The organism is Streptomyces malaysiensis subsp. malaysiensis (assembly GCF_040653035.1).
GTDB lineage: Bacteria > Actinomycetota > Actinomycetes > Streptomycetales > Streptomycetaceae > Streptomyces > Streptomyces malaysiensis.
The window spans coordinates 203,735-224,247 of sequence record NZ_JBEZNG010000011.1 but is presented as its reverse complement, the minus strand read 5'-3'; the positions used below and the strand labels follow the sequence as shown (position 1 = coordinate 224,247).

General features: G+C 72.3%; 4 protein-coding genes. All 4 read left to right on the top strand.

The window, feature by feature from the left end:
* The first annotated feature begins 93 nt into the window (after nucleotides 1–93).
* The 4 genes from rfbA (at nucleotide 94) to AB0E24_RS23255 (ending at nucleotide 20,482) form a co-directional block, all read left to right on the top strand.
* Nucleotides 94–966, top strand: a complete 873-nt coding sequence (rfbA, locus tag AB0E24_RS23270; protein ID WP_079259957.1) for a glucose-1-phosphate thymidylyltransferase RfbA — start codon at nucleotides 94–96, stop codon at nucleotides 964–966.
* 13 nt (nucleotides 967–979) lie between these two features.
* Nucleotides 980–1,954, top strand: a complete 975-nt coding sequence (rfbB, locus tag AB0E24_RS23265; RefSeq protein WP_359379555.1) for a dTDP-glucose 4,6-dehydratase — start codon at nucleotides 980–982, stop codon at nucleotides 1,952–1,954.
* Between the two features lie 136 nt (nucleotides 1,955–2,090).
* Entirely contained in the window at nucleotides 2,091–15,479 is a 13,389-nt protein-coding gene (locus tag AB0E24_RS23260) for a type I polyketide synthase (protein WP_359379552.1), read from the top strand.
* Complete coding sequence (locus tag AB0E24_RS23255; protein ID WP_435865313.1) at nucleotides 15,464–20,482, top strand: type I polyketide synthase; 5,019 nt, start codon at nucleotides 15,464–15,466, stop codon at nucleotides 20,480–20,482. The genes AB0E24_RS23260 and AB0E24_RS23255 overlap by 16 nt, the downstream gene beginning before the upstream one ends.
* The last annotated feature ends 31 nt before the right edge of the window (nucleotides 20,483–20,513 follow it).

Genomic DNA, 20,513 nt, shown 5'->3' with positions numbered 1-20,513 from the left:
GGCCACCCCTGTTCCATGCCCACCCCTGATTACCCCCCTATCGCCCCGGCAGACCTGGAGCGCGGGCCGACGGCGTTGATAGCTTCTGGCCGCATGAAGGGCATAGTCCTCGCCGGAGGAAGCGGTACCCGACTGCATCCTTTGACACATGCGGTGTCGAAGCAGATCCTTCCCGTCTACAACAAACCGATGATCTACTACCCGCTGTCGGTGCTCATGCTCGGCGGTGTCAGGGAAATCCAGATCATCTCGACCCCGCTCCATGTGGGGCTGTTCCGCGCGCTTCTCGGCGACGGCGGCCGACTCGGCCTTTCGATCGAGTACGCCGAACAACCCGATGCCAATGGAATCGCCGAGGCATTCATCATCGGAGCCGAATTCATCGGCGATGACCAGGTGGCGCTGGTCCTCGGCGACAACATCTTCCATGGGCCCGGCTTCTCGAAGATGCTGCACCATGAGGCAAGCCATGTCGACGGCTGTGTGCTCTTCGGCTACGGAGTCAAGGACCCCGAGCGCTACGGTGTCGGAGAAATGGATGAGCACGGTCGGCTGATCTCCCTCGAGGAGAAGCCGGCCGCACCCAAATCCAACCTCGCCATCACCGGTCTGTATCTCTACGACAACGACGTCGTGGACATCGCCAAGAACGTACGGCCCTCCGCACGCGGCGAACTGGAGATCACGGACGTCAACCGCGTCTATCTGGAACGCGGAAAGGCCAGGCTCGTGGGGCTCGGCCGCGGATTCGCCTGGCTGGACACCGGAACCCATGACTCGCTGCTCCAGGCCGGCCAGTATGTGCAGCTTCTGGAACAGCGCCAGGGAGTGCGGATCGCCTGTCTCGAAGAGATAGCCTTCCGCATGGGGTTCATCGACGCCGCCGCCTGCTACGAGCTCGGAGCCGAGCTCGGCAAGACGGACTACGGAAAATATCTGATGGATATCGCGGCCAATCACCGCTGAAGGGTTGTCTCCAGTGCGCATAGTTGTGACCGGCGGCGCGGGCTTCATCGGCTCCCACTTCGTCCGGCAGACCTTGACAGGGGCGTACCCGGCGTGGGCGGACGCCCAGGTCGTGGTGGTCGACAAGCTCACCTACGCGGGCAGCGAGGCCAACCTCGCCGAGGTCGCCGACAGCCCCCGGCTGCGCTTCGTCCGCGGCGACATCTGTGACGGCGAACTCGTCGGCGAGCTGCTGCGGGGCACCGATCTGGTGGTCCACTTCGCCGCCGAATCACATGTCGACCGCTCGATATCCGGCGCCGAGGAATTCGTGCGCACCAATGTCCTGGGCACGCACACCCTCCTCAACGCGGCCGCGAACGCGGAGGTCGGAAAATTCGTCCACATCTCCACGGACGAGGTCTACGGCTCCATCGAAAGCGGCTCCTGGAGCGAGGAGGAACCGCTGGAACCCAACTCGCCGTATTCCGCTTCCAAGGCGTCATCCGATCTGTTGGCCAGGGCCTTCCACCGCACCCACGGACTGCCGGTCTGCGTGACCCGCTGCTCCAACAACTACGGCCCCTACCAGCACCCCGAGAAGGTCATTCCGCTCTTTGTCACCCACCTCATGGACGGCAGACCGGTGCCGCTCTACGGCGACGGCGGAAATGTGCGGGACTGGCTGCATGTGGACGACCACTGCTGCGGTATCGCCCTGGTCGCCGAGAACGGCCGACCCGGCGAGGTCTACAACATCGGCGGCGGCACCGAACTGACCAATCTGGAACTCACGGAACGGCTGCTCGAACTGCTCGGCGCCGACCGGTCGCTGATCGAGCGGGTGCCCGACCGCAAGGGCCATGACCGCCGTTACTCGGTGGACATCGCGAAGATCTCCGCGGAACTCGGATACCGCCCCGAGATGTCATTCGAGAACGGTCTCGCGGAAACCGCCAAGTGGTACATGGCACACCGCGGTTGGTGGGAGCCGCTCAAGAAGATATGACCACCCCTACACCTGCGGTTAGGGGTGGATGCGGTTAGGGGTGGTTGAGTCGACTCCCGCCCCATACCGTCGACTTCCGGATCATGGTCAGTCCAGTCGCGTCGTATCTCAACTGAGAGAAGAGTCTGAGGTCGTGATGTCGGAGAACTCCCTGGTGCGTGACGGGCACATCGCGGTCATCGGTATGGCATGTCGCGTGCCGGGCGCATCGACCCCGGATGAGTTCCGGCAGTTGCTGCGCAATGGAGAGAGTGCCATCACTCGGATCCCGGCGGACCGGTATGCCGATGAGCTGCGGGACGCCGGCATTCGATTCGGCGGGTTCGTCGAAACGGCAGCGGAGTTCGATCCGGAGTTCTTCGGGATTTCCCCCCGCGAGGCACTGGCGATGGACCCCCAGCAGCGGCTCGCGCTGGAACTGTGCTGGGAGGCACTGGAAAACGCCGGACTCCTCCCCGCACATCTCGAAGGCAGCCGCACCGGAGTCTTCATCGGCGCGATCGCCGATGACTACGCGACGCTGGTCCACCGGCGCGACCCGGCCGCCATCACCCAGCACACCCTCACCGGCCTGAACCGCGGCATCATCGCCAACCGCGTCTCCTACGCCCTCGGGCTGCGCGGCCCCAGCGTGGCCGTGGACACCGGGCAGTCCTCCTCGCTGGCCGCCGTACACCTGGCCTGCGAGAGCCTGCGACGCGGCGAGACCGAGACCGCCGTGGCGGGCGGCGTCCAGCTCAACCTCGCCCCCGACAGCTTCATCGCGGCCTCCCGGTTCGGCGCGCTCTCCCCGGACGGCCGTTCCTACACCTTCGACGCCCGCGCCAACGGCTATGTGCGCGGCGAGGGCGGCGGTCTCGTCGTGCTCAAGCGACTCCAGGACGCGCTGTGCGACGGCGACCCCGTGCTGTGTGTGATCCGCGGCTCCGAGGCCAACAACGACGGCGGCGGCGACAGCCTCACCACCCCCGCGGCCCACGGGCAGGAAGCCATGCTGCGCGCCGCCTACGAGCGCGCCGGGGTCGACCCCGCCAAGGTCCAGTACGTCGAACTGCACGGCACCGGAACCAAGGTCGGCGACCCGGTCGAGGCCGAGGCGCTGGGCGCCGTCCTGGGCGCACGCAGGGCCGACGACGCACCCCTGCGGGTCGGCTCCGTCAAGACGAACGTGGGCCACCTCGAAGGCGCGGCGGGCATCACCGGCCTCATCAAGACGGTGCTCTCGCTCGCCCACCGCGAGCTGTTCCCGACCCTCAACCACGAGACACCGAACCCCGCGATCCCCCTGGACACCCTGGGCCTGACGGTCCAGACCAGCCTTGACACCTGGGCCACGGAGGCGGACGCCCCACGGCTCGCGGGCGTCAGCTCGTTCGGCATGGGCGGCACCAATGTGCACATGGTGCTGGAACAGGCACCCGCCGAGAACCCGACCCCGGCCCCAGCTCCGGCCCTGACCCCAGCCCCGGAACGGCCGACGGCCCCGGACGCGGTGCCGTGGGTGCTCTCGGCGCGTGGTGAGGGGGCGTTGCGGGCTCAGGCGCGGCGGTTGCGGTCGTTCGTGGCGGAGCGGCCGGAGTTGGGTGCGGTGGATGTGGGGTATTCGCTGGCGTTGACCCGGTCCGCCTTCGGTCACCGTGCGGCGGTCGTCGGCCGCGACCGCGAGGAGCTGCTGAGGGGCCTCGACGATCTGGCCGCGGGCATGGTCCCGGGCACGGCGACGATTGGCGGTGGGACGGCGTTCCTGTTCACCGGGCAGGGTGCGCAGCGGCTGGGTATGGGGCGGGAGTTGTACGGGGCGTTTCCGGTGTTCGCGGTGGCGTTTGATGCGGTGTGTGCGGAGTTGGATCGTCATGTGGATGGTTCGGTGCGGGATGTGGTGTTCGGTGGGGATGCGGTGGCGTTGGATCGGACGGTGTTTACGCAGACGGGTTTGTTTGCTTTGGAGGTGGCGCTGTTCCGGTTGGTGGAGTCGTGGGGTGTTGTGCCGGATTTCCTGGTGGGGCATTCGGTGGGGGAGTTGGCTGCGGCGTATGTGGCGGGGGTGTTCTCGCTGGCGGACGCGTGTGCGTTGGTGGCGGCTCGGGGTCGGCTGATGCAGGCGTTGCCGGAGGGCGGCGCGATGGTGTCGTTGAAGGCTGCCGAGGCGGATGTGACACGGCATCTGGTCGGTTATGAGGACCGGGTGAGTGTGGCGGCGGTCAATGGTCCGGTGGCGACGGTGATTTCCGGTGAGGAGTCGGCGGTGCTGGCGGTGGCGGAGGCGGTGGGGGTCAAGAGCAAGCGGCTGAGCGTCTCGCATGCGTTCCATTCGCCGTTGATGGAGGGGATGCTGAGCGAGTTCGCCGAGGTGGCCGCTGGGATCAGCTACGGCACGCCGCATATCGCGCTCGTCTCGAATGTCACGGGTGAGGCGGCGGGTGAGGAGGTGTGTTCGGCGGAGTACTGGGTGCGTCATGTGCGTCAGGCGGTGCGTTTCGCGGACGGCATGCGGTTCCTCGAAGGCCAGGGTGTCACCCGCTATGTGGAGCTCGGCCCGGCCGGTGTGCTTTCCGCCATGGGCCAGGAATGTGTCTCCGGGCCTGCTGCCGCGTTCGTCCCGCTGCTGCGCAAGGACCGTGACGAGACCGAGGCGCTGCTGTCCGGGGTCGCCCAGGTGCATGCTCACGGTGGTGAGGTCGACTGGGCGGCGGTGTTCGCCGGGCGCGGTGCGCATCGGGTGCAGCTGCCCACGTACGCCTTCCAGCGGCAGCGCTACTGGCTGGACACCGACCTCCACGGCACCGAGGACGCCGCCACCGACGAACCCCTCTCCTGGCGCCAGGAGTTCGCGGCCCTGACCGACGCCGCCGAGCGCGAGCGCGTGGCGCTCGAGCTGGTCCGTACCCACACCGCCTGGGTCCTGGGCTCTCCGGGCCCCGACGCCGTCGACCCCGAGAAGATCTTCAAGGAGCTCGGCTTCGACTCGCTGATGTCCGTCGAGCTGTGCAACCTCCTCAGCACCGCCACCGGCACACGGCTCGCCGGGACCGTCCTCTTCGACCACCCCACCCCGCTGGCCCTCTCCCGCCACGTCCAGCACGTGGCGGTGGGCTCCCGGCCGGGCGTGGCCCCGCGCCCGGCCGCCACCCGGCCCGTGGCCACCGGCCACGACGACCCGATCGCCATCGTGGCGATGAGCTGCCGGCTCCCCGGCGGGGTGCGCACCCCCGAACAGCTGTGGCAGCTGGTCAGCGAGGGTCGAGACGCCATCGCGGGCTTCCCCGCCAACCGGGGCTGGGACCTGGAGGGGCTCTACGACCCGGACCCGGCCCGCCATGGCACCAGCTATGTGCGCGAGGGCGGATTCCTCTACGAGGCCGACCAGTTCGACCCGGCCTTCTTCGGCATCAGCCCCCGCGAGGCCCAGGCGATGGACCCCCAGCAGCGGCTGCTGATGGAGACCGCGTGGGAGGCGTTCGAGCGCGCCGGGATCGACCCCACCACGCTCAAGGGCAGCGACGCCGGTGTCTTCGTCGGCGCCATGCCACAGGACTACGGGCCGCGGATGGACGAGGCGTCGGAGGGGTTCGAGGGCTATCTGCTGACCGGTGGCACCACCAGCGTCGCCTCCGGCCGTATCGCCTACACCTGGGGTCTCGAAGGCCCGGCGATCACCGTCGACACGGCCTGCTCGTCCTCTCTGGTGGCCCTGCACATGGCCGTACGGTCGCTGCGCCAGGGCGAGTGCTCGCTGGCGCTGGCCGGCGGCGCCACCGTGATGTCCAGCCCCGGGATCTTCGTCGAGCTGAGCCGCCAGAAGGCGCTGTCGCCCGACGGCCGCTGCAAGGCGTTCTCGTCCGACGCCGATGGCACCGGCTGGGGCGAGGGTGTGGGCATGGTGCTGCTGGAGCGGCTGTCGGACGCGCGGCGCAACGGCCACCGGGTGCTGGCGCTGGTGCGCGGCTCCGCCACCAACCAGGACGGCGCGAGCAACGGCCTCACCGCCCCGAGCGGACCGGCCCAGCAGCGGGTCATCCGGCAGGCGCTGGCCGACGCCGGGCTGACCGCCGCCGATGTGGACGCGGTCGAGGCCCATGGCACCGGCACCTCGCTCGGCGATCCGATCGAGGCCGGTGCGCTGCTGGCCACCTACGGCCAGGAGCACGCCGAGGACCGGCCGCTGTGGCTGGGCTCGCTGAAGTCCAACATCGGCCACCCCCAGGCGGCCGCGGGCGTGGCCGGGGTCATCAAGATGGTGATGGCGCTGCGCCACGGCGTACTGCCCAAGACCCTGCACGTACACGAGCCCTCGCCGCATGTCGACTGGTCGTCGGGGGCCGTGGAACTGCTGACCGAGGCCCGGCCGTGGCCGGAGCCCGAGGCCGCGCGGCCCCGGCGCGCGGGCGTGTCGTCCTTCGGCATCAGCGGCACCAACGCACACGCCATCCTGGAGCAGGCCCCGGCCGAACCGGCCACCGTGCACGACGAGCCGCACCCGGCGGCCCCGGGGCTGCCCGTGCTGCCCTGGGTACTGACCGGGTGCACCCAGCAGGCGCTGCGCACCAGGGCCGAGCAGCTGCGGGACCGCCTGGCCGACCACCCCGGCACCGACCTCGCCGCACTCGGCCACGCCCTCGCCACCACCCGGACGGCCTTCGGCCACCGCGCCGTGATCCTCGGCCGGGACCGGGAGCGGCTGCTGGACGGGCTCGGCGCGCTCGCGCGGGACACCCCGGCGCCCCAGGTGGTCCAGGGCACGGCGGACAGTCGGCGGAAGACCGTGTTCGTCTTCCCCGGGCAGGGCTCGCAGTGGATCGGGATGGCGCTCCCGCTGTGGGACGCATCGCCGGTCTTCGCGGAGCGGCTGGAGGAGTGCGCCGACGCGCTGGAGCCCTTCCTGGACTGGTCGTTGCGCGCGGTGCTGCGCGGGGAGCCGGGCGCCCCGTCGCTGTCCCGCATCGACGTGGTCCAGCCCGCGCTGTTCGCGGTGATGGTGTCGCTGGCGGCGCTGTGGCGCTCGTACGGTGTCGAACCGGCCGCGGTGGTGGGCCATTCACAGGGCGAGATCGCCGCCGCGTATGTGGCCGGGGGGCTCTCGCTCCAGGACGCGGCCAAGGTGGTGGCCCGGCGCAGCCAGGCGTGGGCCGAGCTGAGCGGCAAGGGCGGCATGCTCTCGGTGCTGGCGTCGGCCGGGGCGGTCGCCGAGCGGCTTCGGCCGTGGAGCGAACGGCTCGGCATAGCCGCCGTCAACAGCCCCGGGACCGTGACCGTATCCGGCGACCCGGAGGCCCTGGACGCCTTCATGGCCGAGCTCGCCGCCGACGGGGTGAAGTCCCGCCGGGTGCCGGGCGTGGACACCGCCGGGCACTCCCCGCAGGTCGACGGGTTGCGCGAACGGCTGCTGCGCGAGGTGGCCGGGGTGCGGCCGCGCGCCTCGCGGATCGCGTACTACTCCACGGTGACCGGCGGCCCGCTGGACACCGCGGAGCTGGACACCGACTACTGGTACCGGAACATGCGCGAGCCGGTGGACTTCGAGGGGGCCACCCGGGCGCTGCTTGCCGACGGCCACACGGCGTTCGTCGAGTGTTCGCCGCACCCCATGCTCGCCATGTCGCTCCAGCAGACCGTCGAGGACGCCGGTGGGAACGCCGCCGTCATCGGCACACTGCGGCGGGACGAGGGCGGCCCGGAGCGCTTCGCCGGCTCGTTCGCCGAGGCGTACGTCCAAGGGGTCGAGCCGTCGTGGGACACCGTGTTCGCGGGTGGCCAGGGCCACGGCGAACTGGGGGTGGAGCTGCCGACGTATCCGTTCCAGCGGCAGCGCCACTGGCTGGACAAGCCGGTGGCGGCCGGCGATGTGGCGGCGGCGGGGCTCGACGCGGCCGACCATCCGCTGCTGGGCGCGGCGGTGCCGCTGGCCGGGGCGGACGGCCATCTGTTCACCGGCCGGATCTCCGCACAGGACCATCCCTGGCTGACCGAGCGCACCGGCCCGGACGCGGCCGTGCTCCCCGGCAGCGCCCTCGCCGAACTGGCCATCCGGGCAGGCGACCAGGTCGGCTGCGACCGGATCGAGGAACTGTCCCTTGACGCGCCGCTGGTGCTGCCCGAGAAGGGCGCCGCGGTGATCCAGGTGCGCGTCGGCGCCCCGGACGACGGGGGCTCGCGCGCGCTCAGCGTCCACGCGCGCGCCGAGGACGCCGACTCCGACGAGCCCTGGACGCGGTACGCCACGGCGGTCCTGGCCACCGGAGCCCCCGCCGTTGACATCGGCCTCGCCGCGTGGCCACCGGCCGACGCGGTCCCGGTGGAGACGGCGGGAGGCGTCGGCGCCGTCTGGCGGCTCGGCGCGGACCTCTACGCCGAGGTGGGGCTGACCGAGGCCGAGGAGGCCGACGCCGAGCGCTACGGGCTGCACCCGGTGCTGCTGGAGACGGCGCTCGACGCGGTGGAAACCCCGGGCGACGGCGGCGGAGCGCGGCTGGCCTCTTCGTGGCGCGGCGCCGTCCTGTACGCCACGGGTGCCACGGCGCTGCGGGTGCGGCTGACGCCCACCGGTCCCGATACCTACGCGGTCGCCGCGGCCGACCTCGACGGCGCCCCGGTGGTCTCGGTGGACCGGCTCGTCGTACGCGTGGTGGACACGCCCGGACCGATCGGCGGCCGCTCCGCCCTCCACCCGTCGCTGTTCCGCCTGGAGTGGCCCACAGCGCCCGTGGCGCCCGCCGCCGCGGACACCGCCGCGGCCCCGGCCACTTGGGCGGTGCTGGGCGATGACCCGCTCGGGCTCTCCGCGGCCGTGGACGCGGTGCCCTACGAGGAGACGGCGGAGGTGCCGGACGCCGTGCTGGTGCCGTGCGCCGCCGAGAGCAACGCGGATGTGGCGCAGGCGGCCCACGAGGCCACCCACCGCGTGCTCGCGCTGATCCAGCGGTGGATCTCCGATGAGCGCCTCGCCCCCTCCAGGCTGGTGTTCGTCACCCGTGGCGCGGTCGCGGCCGTCCCCGGCGAAGAGGTCCCGGACGTGGCACACGGCGCCGTATGGGGCCTGGTCCGCTCGGCCCAGTCGGAACACCCCGGCCGCTTCACCCTCGTCGACCTCGACACCGATCCGGAGTCGGCGACCGCTCTCCCGGCCGCGGTGGCTTCTGGCGAACCTCAGTGCGCGGTACGAGACGGACTCGTGAGGGTGCCCCGGCTGGGGCGGGTGGCGAGGGGGACGGCGCCCGCCGAGGCCACCGCCACCACCGGAGCCGCCGGGGCCGCCACCAGGATTGCCTCGGCCACCGAGGTAACCGGCACCGGGCTTGCCGGGGCTGCCGCCACCGGGGTGGCCGAGGCCACCGCCACCGGAGTTGCCGGGGCCTCCGGGACTGCCGGGGCTGCCGCCGCCAAGGAGGCCGGTGGCACCGGCACCGCGGCCGCCGCCGCCAAGGCCGTCGAGGGCGCCGCCACCCGGACCGCCGGGCTCGCCGACGGCCGCCGGCCGCTGGACCCCGAGGGCACCGTTCTCATCACCGGCGCCACCGGGACCCTCGGTGGGCTCGTCGCCCGCCATCTGGTGGGCGAGCATGGCGTACGGCATCTGCTGCTGGTCAGTCGGCGTGGACCCGCGGCCGACGGTATGGGCGAACTCCGCTCCGAACTGACCGAGTTGGGAGCCACCGTCACCGTCGCCGCCTGCGATGCCGCCGACCGGGAGGCGCTCGCCGGGCTCCTCGGCGCGATACCCGACGCGCATCCGCTGACCGCGGTGATCCACGCGGCGGGCGTGCTCGACGACGGCGTCGTGGACGCGCTGGACCCCGAACGGCTCGACCGGGTGCTGCGGCCCAAGGTGGACGCCGCGTGGAATCTGCACGAGCTGACCGCGGACCACGACCTGGCCGCGTTCGTCCTCTACTCCTCCGTCGTCGCCACCATCGGCAACGCCGGACAGGCCAACTACGCCGCCGCCAACGCCTTCCTGGACTCCCTCGCCCAGCACCGCGCGGCCCGCGGTCTGGCCGCCCAGTCCCTCGCCTGGGGCCTGTGGGAGCAGCGCAGCGGCATGAGCGGCCATCTGGCCGACGCCGATGTGCGGCGCATGGCGCGCTCCGGCATCCGTCCGCTGCCCAGCGCGGAGGGCATGGAACTCTTCGACGCGGCGCGGGCGGCGGGCGATGCCACGCTCGTACCCGTACGGCTCGATCTGGCGGAGCTGCGCGGGCGCGCCGCGAGCGGCACCCCGGGGCAGGACGCCGTACCCGCCTATCTGCGCGGCCTGGTCAGGATGCCGGTCCGGCGGGTCGTACGGGCTGGTGGCGGAGGCGGCGGGGTCGCGGAAGCCGACGAGAACTCGTTCGGCCGACGGCTGGCCGCACTGGCGGCGGCCGACCGGAACCCGTTCCTGCTCGACCTGGTGCGGGAACACGCGGCGGCCGTGCTGGGGCTCGCCGCCCCGGACGACATCGAGGCCACCCGAGCCTTCCGGGAGGTCGGCTTCGACTCCCTGACCGCCGTGGAGTTGCGCAACCGGCTGGGTGCCGCCACCGGGCTGCGGCTGCCCACCACCCTCCTCTTCGACTATCCGACCCCCGCCGTGCTGGTGGACCATCTGCGGCGCGAGGCGCTGAGCGAGCGCCCGGAGGCGGCGGCCGTGGTGGCCGCCGTCCGCCCCGCCGACGACGATCCGATCGCCATCGTGGCCATGAGCTGCCGACTGCCGGGCGGGGTCCGCGGCCCCGAGGAGCTGTGGGAGCTGGTGGCGGACGGCCGCGATGTGATCTCGACCTTCCCGACCGACCGCGGCTGGAACGTCGAGGAGTTGTACGACCCCAACCCCGACACCCCGGGCAGGAGCTACGCGAAGGAAGGCGGCTTCCTCTACGACGCCTACGACTTCGACCCCGAGTTCTTCGGGATCTCCCCGCGCGAGGCGCTCGCCATGGACCCGCAGCAGCGGCTGCTGCTGGAGACCTCCTGGGAGGCGCTGGAAAGGGCCGGGATCGACCCGCACTCCACCAAGGGCAGCCCCGCGGGCGTGTTCATCGGCTCCACCGGCCAGGACTACGCCTCGCGGCTGGGCGAGATCCCCGAAGACATGGAGGGCTATCTGCTGACCGGCAAGGCCGCCAGCGTGGTCTCCGGCCGTATCGCCTACTCCCTCGGCTGGGAGGGCCCGGCGCTCACCATCGACACCGCATGCTCCTCCTCCCTGGTAGCCATCCACCAGGCGGCGCAGGCGCTGCGCCAGGGCGAATGCTCGATGGCACTGGCGGGTGGCACGACGATGATGTCGACGCCGAGCCTGTTCATCGAGTTCAGCCGGCAGCGCGGCCTGGCCCCCGACGGCAGGTCGAAGGCGTTCTCCTCGGACACCGACGGCACCAGCTGGGGCGAAGGCGTCAGCATGGTGCTCCTGGAGCGGCTGTCCGACGCCCGGGCCAATGGCCATGAGGTGCTGGCGCTGGTACGCGGCTCCGCCGTCAACCAGGACGGTGCCAGCAACGGCCTCACCGCCCCCAACGGCCCGTCCCAGCAGCGAGTGATCCGCCAGGCGCTGGCGAACGCCGGGCTGTCGGCCGCCGATGTGGACGCGGTCGAGGCCCATGGCACCGGCACCACGCTCGGCGACCCGATCGAGGCCCAGGCCATCCTCGCCACCTACGGCCAGGACCGCCAGGCCGAACAGCCGCTCCGGCTGGGCGCGTTGAAGTCCAACATCGGCCACACCCAGGGAGCGGCGGGCGGCGCCGGTGTCATCAAGATGGTCATGGCGATGCGCCACGGTCTGCTGCCCAGGACACTCCACGTCAAGGAGCCCACACCGCATGTGGACTGGACGTCGGGAGCCGTCGAGCTGCTGACCGAGGCGAGGGAGTGGCCGACGGGCGAGCGGGTGCGGCGCGCCGGGGTGTCCGCCTTCGGTATCAGCGGCACCAACGCCCACGTCATCCTGGAGGAACCGCCCGCCGACCCGGCCACCGAACCGGAGCCGGAGCTCTCCGTGCACACCGATGTGGTGCCGTGGGTGCTCTCGGCGCGCGGTGAGGGGGCGTTGCGGGCTCAGGCGCGGCGGTTGCGGTCGTTCGTGGCGGAGCGGCCGGAGTTGGGTGCGGTGGATGTGGGGTATTCGCTGGCGTTGACCCGGTCCGCCTTCGGTCACCGTGCGGTGGTCGTCGGCCGTGACCGCGAGGAGTTGCTGAGCGGACTGGAGCGGCTTGCCACCGGCGTCACGCCCGGCACGGTGGCCGACGCGGAGGGCAGGACGGCGTTCCTGTTCACCGGGCAGGGTGCGCAGCGGCTGGGTATGGGGCGGGAGTTGTACGGGGCGTTTCCGGTGTTCGCGGTGGCGTTCGATGCGGTGTGTGCGGAGTTGGATCGTCATGTGGATGGTTCGGTGCGGGATGTGGTGTTCGGTGGGGATGCGGCGGTGTTGGATCGGACGGTGTTTACGCAGACGGGTTTGTTTGCTTTGGAGGTGGCGCTGTTTCGGTTGGTGGAGTCGTGGGGTGTTGTGCCGGATTTCCTGGTGGGGCATTCGGTGGGGGAGTTGGCTGCGGCGTATGTGGCGGGGGTGTTCTCGCTGGCGGATGCGTGTGCGTTGGTGGCGGCTCGGGGTCGGCTGATGCAGGGGCTGCCGGAGGGTGGCGCGATGGTGTCGTTGAAGGCCGCCGAGGCGGATGTGACGCCGCGTCTGGCTGGTTATGAGGACCGGGTGAGTGTGGCTGCGGTCAATGGTCCGGTGGCGACGGTGATTTCCGGTGAGGAGTCGGCGGTGCTGGCGGTGGCGGAGGCGGTGGGGGTCAAGAGCAAGCGGCTGAGCGTCTCGCATGCGTTCCATTCGCCGTTGATGGAGGGGGTGCTGAGCGAGTTCGCCGAGGTGGCCGCCGGGATCAGCTACGCCACGCCGCATATCGCTCTCGTCTCGAATGTCTCGGGTGAGGCGGCGGGTGAGGAGGTGTGTTCGGCGGAGTACTGGGTGCGCCATGTGCGTCAGGCGGTGCGTTTCGCGGACGGGATACGGTTCCTTGAGGGCCAGGGTGTCACCCGCTATGTGGAGATCGGCCCGGCCGGTGTGCTCTCCGCCATGGGCCGCGAGTGCGTCTCCGAGCCTGCTGCCGCGTTCGTCCCGCTGCTGCGCAAGGACCGTGATGAGACCGAGGCGCTGCTGTCCGGGGTCGCCCAGGTGCATGCTCACGGTGGTGAGGTCGACTGGGCGGCGGTGTTCGCCGGGCGCGGTGCGCATCGGGTGCAGCTGCCCACGTATGCCTTCCAGCGGCAGCGCTACTGGTTCGACCCCGCCACACCGGGAACGCCGAGCGCAGCCGCCACCGACGCGTCCTCCGTGGAGGCGCGCTTCTGGGAGGCGGTCGAGCACGAGGACCTGGAGGCACTGACCACCACCCTGGAGATCGACGAGCAGACACGGCTCGGCGAACTGCTGCCCGCGCTCTCCTCCTGGCGCCGGGGCCAGAGCGACCGTGCCACCGTGGACTCCTGGCGCTACCGGATCACCTGGTCCCCGGTGGCCATCGGGGAACGTACGGCACCGCTGTCCGGCACCTGGTGGCTGGCCGTGCCCGAGGGCCGGGCGGACAGCGCGCGGGTCGCCGCAGTGGTGGCCGCACTCGGTCGGCGCGGGGCGCGCGTCGTGCCCCTCACCGTGGCCACGACCGGCCGTGACGAGGTTCGTGATGCGGGCCGTGACGCGGTCCGTGATGCGGGCCGTGACGTGCTCGCCGAGCGGCTGCGGCGCGAGGCGGACACCGGCGGCACACCGGCCGGTGTGCTCTCGCTGCTCGCCCTCGACGACGGTCCGCACCCCGAACACACCGCGCTCACCACCGGTCTGGCCCTCAATGTCGGGCTGGTCCAGGCGCTGGGCGACGCGGGGATCGCCGCCCCGCTGTGGCTCGCCACCACCGGGGCCGTGTCGGTGAGCGGATCCGATCCGCTCGGCAGCCCCGCACAGGCCGCCACCTGGGGCCTCGGCCGGGTCGTGGCCCTGGAGCACCCCCAGCGGTGGGGTGGCCTGGTCGACCTCCCCGGAGATCTCGACGAGCGGTCGGCGGACCGGCTGTGCGCCGCGCTCTCCGGCATCGTCGGCGACAGCGGCCCGGAGGACCAACTCGCCCTCCGCGACGCCGGGGTGTTCGTCCGGCGGCTCGTCCGGGCACCGCTGCGCACACCGGGCCGGGAGAGCTGGAAGCCACGTGGCACCGTGCTGATCACCGGGGGCACCGGTGGGCTCGGCGCCCAGATCGCCCGCTGGCTGGTCCGCTCGGGCGCCGAACACCTCGTACTCACCAGCCGCCGTGGCACGGCGGCGCCCGGCGCCGCCGAACTGCGCGAGGAGCTGATCGCGCTGGGCGAGGGCGGTGTCCGGGTGACCGTGGCGGCCTGCGACGTCCGCGACCGCGGCGAGGTGGCGGCGCTGCTGGGCCGGATCACCTCCGGTGGCGAACCGGTGCGTGCCGTCTTCCATGCCGCGGGCGTCGTGGAGTTCTCCCAGCTCGCCGACAGTACGGTGGCGGACTTCGCGGAGATGGCCGACGGCAAGGTCCTGGGCGCCACCCACCTGGACGCGTTGCTGGACCAGGACCACCTCGAGGCGTTCGTGCTCTTCTCGTCCATCGCCGCCACCTGGGGGAGCGGCGGGCAGAGCGCCTACGCGGCCGCCAACGCCCATCTGGACGCCCTCGCCGAGCACCGCGAGGCACGCGGTCTCCCCGCCACCTCCGTGGCTTGGGGCCCCTGGGCCGACCACGGCATGATCGAGCACGGTGAGGTGGCGGAGCACCTCAGCCGCCGTGGACTGCCCGCGATGGAACCGCGGCTGGCGGTGGCCGCGCTGAGCGAGGCACTGCACACCGGCGAGACCTCCCTCGTCCTCGCCGATGTGCGCTGGGACCGCTTCGTCCCCGGCTTCACCGCGGCGCGCCACCGGCCGCTGATCGGCGAGCTGCCGGAGGTGCGCGACGCCCTCGCCACCACGGCGGCCCCCGACTCCACCGGGCCGGACGATGTGGCGGACACCTTCCTGGCGGGCCTCGCGGGCCTGCCGGGCGAGGACCTGGACCGGGCGCTGCGGGATCTGGTGCATGCCCAGGCGGCGGCCGTACTCGGCCACTCCTCGTCCGACGCGGTGGCCGGCGGCCGCCCGTTCAAGGAGCTGGGCTTCGACTCGCTCACCGCCGTCGAACTGCGCAACCGGCTGGCCGCGGTCACCGGACTCGACCTGCCCGCCACCCTCGTCTTCGACTATCCGGCGCCCGTGGCATTGGCCGAGTACCTCCGCGGCGAGCTGCCGTCGGCCCACCCGGCGGACGCGCGCACCCTCTTCGACGACCTGGACCGGTGGGAGTCCGCGCTGCCGGAGCTGTTGACCGACGACGGGGTGCGGGAGCGGCTGACGGGGCGTCTGAACGACCTCATGGCGAAGCTGGGCGGCACGCCCGGGGAACACACCGGCGGGCCGTCCCCCGACACCGGCCTCCTCTCCGCCACCGCCGACGAGGTCTTCGACTTCATCGACAACGAATTCGGGGCTTCCTGATGGCGAACGAGAACGAAGAGAAACTCCTCACCTACCTCAAGCGGGTCTCCTCCGACCTCAAGCAGGCCCGAGCCCGGCTGGAGCGGATCGAGGCCGACGAGCGGGAGCCGATCGCCATCGTCTCGATGGGCTGCCGCTTCCCCGGCGGTGTCCGCTCGCCGGAGGACCTGTGGCGGCTGGTGGCCGAGGGCCGGGACGCGATCTCCGAGTTCCCCGCCAACCGGGGCTGGGACGTCGAGGGGCTCTACGACCCGGATCCGGGCCGGTCCGGCACCTGCAACACCCGGGAGGGCGGATTCGTCCACGACGCCGACCAGTTCGACCCGGCGTTCTTCGGCATCTCCCCGCGTGAGGCGCTTGCCATGGACCCGCAGCAGCGGCTGTTGCTGGAGGTGTCCTGGGAGGCGATCGAACGTGCGGGCATCGACCCGCTCTCGCTGAAGGGCACCAGGGCCGGGGTCTATGTGGGCCTCGCCTCGTTCCAGTACGGCGGAGACCCGCGGTATGCGCCGCAGAGCGTCGAGGGGCATCTGCTGATCGGCAATGTCTCCAGCGTCGCCTCCGGCCGGATCTCGTACACCCTCGGCCTCGAGGGACCGGCCATCACCCTGGACACCGCGTGCTCCTCCTCGCTGGTGACCATGCATCTGGCGGCCCAGGCGCTGCGCCGCGGCGAATGCTCGCTGGCGCTGGCCGGAGGGGTGGCGGTCATGGCCACCCCCGGTGTCTTCGTCGAGTTCAGCCACCAGCGCGGACTGGCCGCCAACGGCCGCTGCAAGTCCTTCGCCGCGGGTGCCGACGGCACGGGCTGGGGCGAGGGCGCGGGCATGGTGCTGCTGGAGCGGCTGTCCGACGCCCGCCGCAACGGCCACCCGGTCCTGGCCGTGCTGCGCTCCAGCGCCATCAACCAGGACGGTGCCAGCAACGGCCTCGCCGCGCCCAACGGCCCGGCACAGCGCCGGGTCATCGAGGCGGCGCTGACCGCCGCCGGGCTGACGGTGGACGACATCGACGCCGTCGAGGCCCATGGCACCGGCACGGCGCTCGGCGATCCGATCGAGGCGGGCGCGCTGCTCGCCACCTACGGCAAGGGCCGCACCGCGGGCCATCCGCTGTGGCTCGGCTCGCTCAAGTCCAACATCGGCCACACCCAGGCGGCGGCCGGGGTCGGCGGGGTCATCAAGACGGTGATGGCGCTGCGCCACGCGACGCTGCCGAGGACACTCCACGTCGACCAGGCGTCCCCGGCGGTCAACTGGTCCTCCGGCGCCGTCGAGCTGCTGACCGAGGCGAGGGAGTGGCCGGAGCGTGGCCGCCCGCGCCGCGCAGGGGTGTCCGCGTTCGGCGTGAGCGGCACCAACGCCCATGTCATCCTCGAACAGGCCCCGAATGACGCGGAGGCCGGAGAGGCCGGGGAGGCCGGGCAGGACGGCGAAGACGACGCCCCCGCGCTCGACGCACCCGCCCTCGGTGGCACCGCCCTCGGCGGCACCGCGCTCGGTGGCCCCGCCGTCCCCTGGGTGCTCTCCGGCAGGAGCGAAGCAGCCCTGCGGGCACAGGCGGAGCGCCTGCTGACGCATCTGAACGAGCGCCCCGAGGTGTCCCCGGCCGATGTCGGCCACTCGCTCGCCACCGGACGGTCGGCCTTCGAATACCGCGCCGCGGTGGTGGGCGCGGACCGCCCCCAACTGCTGGCTCAACTTGCGGCGTTGGCCTCCGGAGGGGCGTCCGCCGGGGTGGTGCGCGGTGAGGGCGCTGCGGTGGTGGAGGCCCGTCCGGTGTTTGTGTTTCCGGGTCAGGGGTCGCAGTGGGTGGGGATGGCGGTGGGGTTGTTGGATTCGTCGCCGGTGTTCGCGGGGCGGATCGCGGAGTGTGAGGCGGCGTTGGGGCCGTTTGTGGATTGGGCGCTGCTGGATGTGTTGGGTGATGAGGTGGCGTTGGGTCGGGTGGATGTGGTGCAGCCGGTGTTGTGGGCGGTGATGGTGTCGTTGGCGGAGGTGTGGCGGTCGTGTGGGGTGGTGCCTGCTGCGGTGGTGGGTCATTCGCAGGGGGAGATTGCTGCGGCTGTGGTGGCGGGTGGGTTGTCGTTGGAGGACGGGGCGCGGGTGGTGGCGTTGCGTTCGCAGGCGATCGCGCGTGGGCTGGCGGGACACGGCGGCATGATGTCCGTCTCGCTGCCGGTCGAGGAGGTGCGGGAGCGGATCGCCGCATGGGATGGCCGTATCTCCGTCGCGGCCGTCAACGGTCCTGGCGCGATCGTGGTGTCCGGCGAACCCGACGCGCTGCGTGAGCTCCAGGCGGAGTGCGAGTCCGAGGGCGTACGGGCGAAGCTGATCCCGGTGGACTACGCCTCGCACTCCGCCCAGGTGGAGCAGATCCACGATGAGCTGCTGCGGATCCTCGCCCCCATCCGGCCGCGTACCTCGCGGACCCTCTTCCACTCCACCGTCACCGGTGAACCCCTGGACACCGCCGGGCTGGACGCCGCCTACTGGGCGCGCAACCTGCGGGAAACCGTGCGGCTCGAAGAGGCCACCCGGGCGCTGCTCACCAGCGGCCACCGGCTGTTCGTGGAGGTGAGCCCGCACCCCGTGCTGGCGGCCGCCATGGAGGCCACCGTCGAGGCCGCCGACGGCTCGGCCGCCGTCATAGGCACCCTGCGCCGTGAGGAGGGCGGCCCCGAGCGGATGCTGCTCTCGCTCGCCCAGGCTTATGTCCACGGCGCGGAGGCGGACTGGCGCGGGCTGTTCGCCGGGCGGGGAGCCAGGCGTGTCGACCTTCCCACGTACGCGTTCCAGCGCGCCCGCCACTGGGTCGAGCCCCAGGTCGGGCCGGTCGCCGAGTCGGCCACCGGCCCGGCGGAGGCGGAGTTCTGGAGCGCGGTGGAGAACGCCGACCTGGACACGCTCACGGCCACGCTGGGCGCGGACGCCGACGCACCGCTCAGCGAGGTGCTTCCGCTGCTCTCCTCGTGGCGATCCCGGCTGAGCGACCAGGCGTTGCTCGACTCGTGGCGCTACCGCGTCGGCTGGCAGTCGCTCGACGAACAACGGCCCCTCGCCCTCCCCGCCCGCCTACTGGTAGCGGTGCCCGCAGAGGCCGGGCCCGCGGACTCCGGCGCCGCGGACTCCGGCGCCGCCGAAACCGGAGCCATCGAAACCGGCGCCGCCGAGGCCGGGCCCGTCGCCACCGAGGCCATCGTGGCCGGGCTCGCCGCGCTCGGCGTCGAGACCGTTCCCGTGCGGATCGGCGCGGACGACACCGACCGCGACCGGCTCGCCACCCGGATCACCGAGGCCCTGGGAGAGGCCGGGGCACCCGGCGGCGTGGTGTCCCTGCTGGCCCTCGACGAGGCACCGCACCCCGAACACCGCGACATCCCCACCGGGTTCGCCACCACACTCGCCCTGGTGCGGGCGCTGGGCGACGCGGGCATCGACGCGCCCCTGTGGTGTGTCACCCGTGGCGCGGTCTCCACCGGTGGCGCCGACCGTCTCGGAGCCCCCGCGCAGGCCCTCGTCTGGGGCCTGGGCGGTGCGGTCGCCCTGGAACACCCGCAGCGCTGGGGCGGGTTGATCGATCTGCCCGGCAGCCTCGACGAGGGTTCCCTACGGGCGCTCGCCCGCGCCCTGGGCGGCCGAGGTGGCGGGGAACAGCTGGCCATCCGCGCCTCGGGCACCCTCGCCCGGCGGCTCAGGCGGGCCGGTGCCGGCCGCTCCGGAGAGCGCTGGCAGCCCCGCGGCACCGTCCTGATCACCGGTGGCACCGGTGGCGTCGGCGCCCAGATCGCGCGCGGTCTGGCCGACGAGGGCGCCGAACACATGGTGCTCGTCAGCCGCCGTGGGCCGCGGGCCCCGGACGCGGCCGAGCTGGAGGCCGAGCTGACCGAACGCGGCGCCCGGGTGACCGTCGCCGCCTGCGATGTGGCCGACCGCGAGGCGCTGGAGCGCCTGCTGGACTCGGTCACGGGCGATGGCGTGGGCCTCCCGCTGACCGCCGTGGTACACGCCGCGGGCGCGCTGGACGACGCCACCGTCGATGCCCTCACCCCGGAGCGGATCGAGGCCGTGTTGCGCCCCAAGGTGGCGGGCGCGCGCCATCTGCACGAGCTCACCCACGCCTTGGACCTCGACGCGTTCGTCCTGATCTCCTCGATCGCCGGCACCGTGGGCGCCGCCGGACAGGGCAACTACGCGGCGGCCAGCGCGTATCTCGACGCGCTCGCCCAGCGGCGCCGCGCGGACGGCCTGCCCGCCACTTCGGTGGCCTGGAGCGCCTGGGCGGGCGGCGGAATGATCGACGGCGAGGTGGCTGACCAGCTGCGACGGCGCGGCGCGCCCCCCATCGACGGTGCGCGGGCCCTGGAACTGCTGCGGCAGACGGTCGCGCACGGTGATGGTTTCCTCGTGGCGGCCGACATCGACTGGGGCCGTTTCGCGTCCGCCCTGTCCGCCACCCGGCCGCTGCCACTGCTCGCCGACCTCCCCGAGGCGGGTGGCACCGGACAGGACCCGGCCGGAGCGGAGCGGGAGGAGGCCGGTGGCGCCGCCGCGCTGCGTACCCGGCTCGTGGAGCTGAGCCCGGCCGACCGCCACACCGCTCTGGTGGAGTTGGTGAGTGAGCAGGCGGCCGCGGCCCTCGGCTACGCCGACGCGGGCGCGGTCGAGAGCGGACGTGCCTTCAAGGAGCTGGGCTTCGACTCGCTCACCGCGGTCGACCTGCGCAACCGGCTGAACGCCGCCACCGGCCTTCGGCTGCCGGTCACCCTCGTCTTCGACTACCCGACCGCCGACGACCTCGCCGGGCTGCTGCGGGAGGAACTCCTGCCATCGGGAGGGGAGTCCGCGGACGTGGACACCGCCGCGCTCGCGGAGCTCGACCGCGTCCAGTCCACCCTCGCCGCCCTGGAGCTGGACGACATCGAATCGGCCACGGATGACGAGATGTTCGAGCTGCTCGACGGGATGTTCGAGCTGCTGGGCCGGGATCTCACGGCCTCATGAACCGCCGCGCCACCGCCCCGGCCGCCACCGA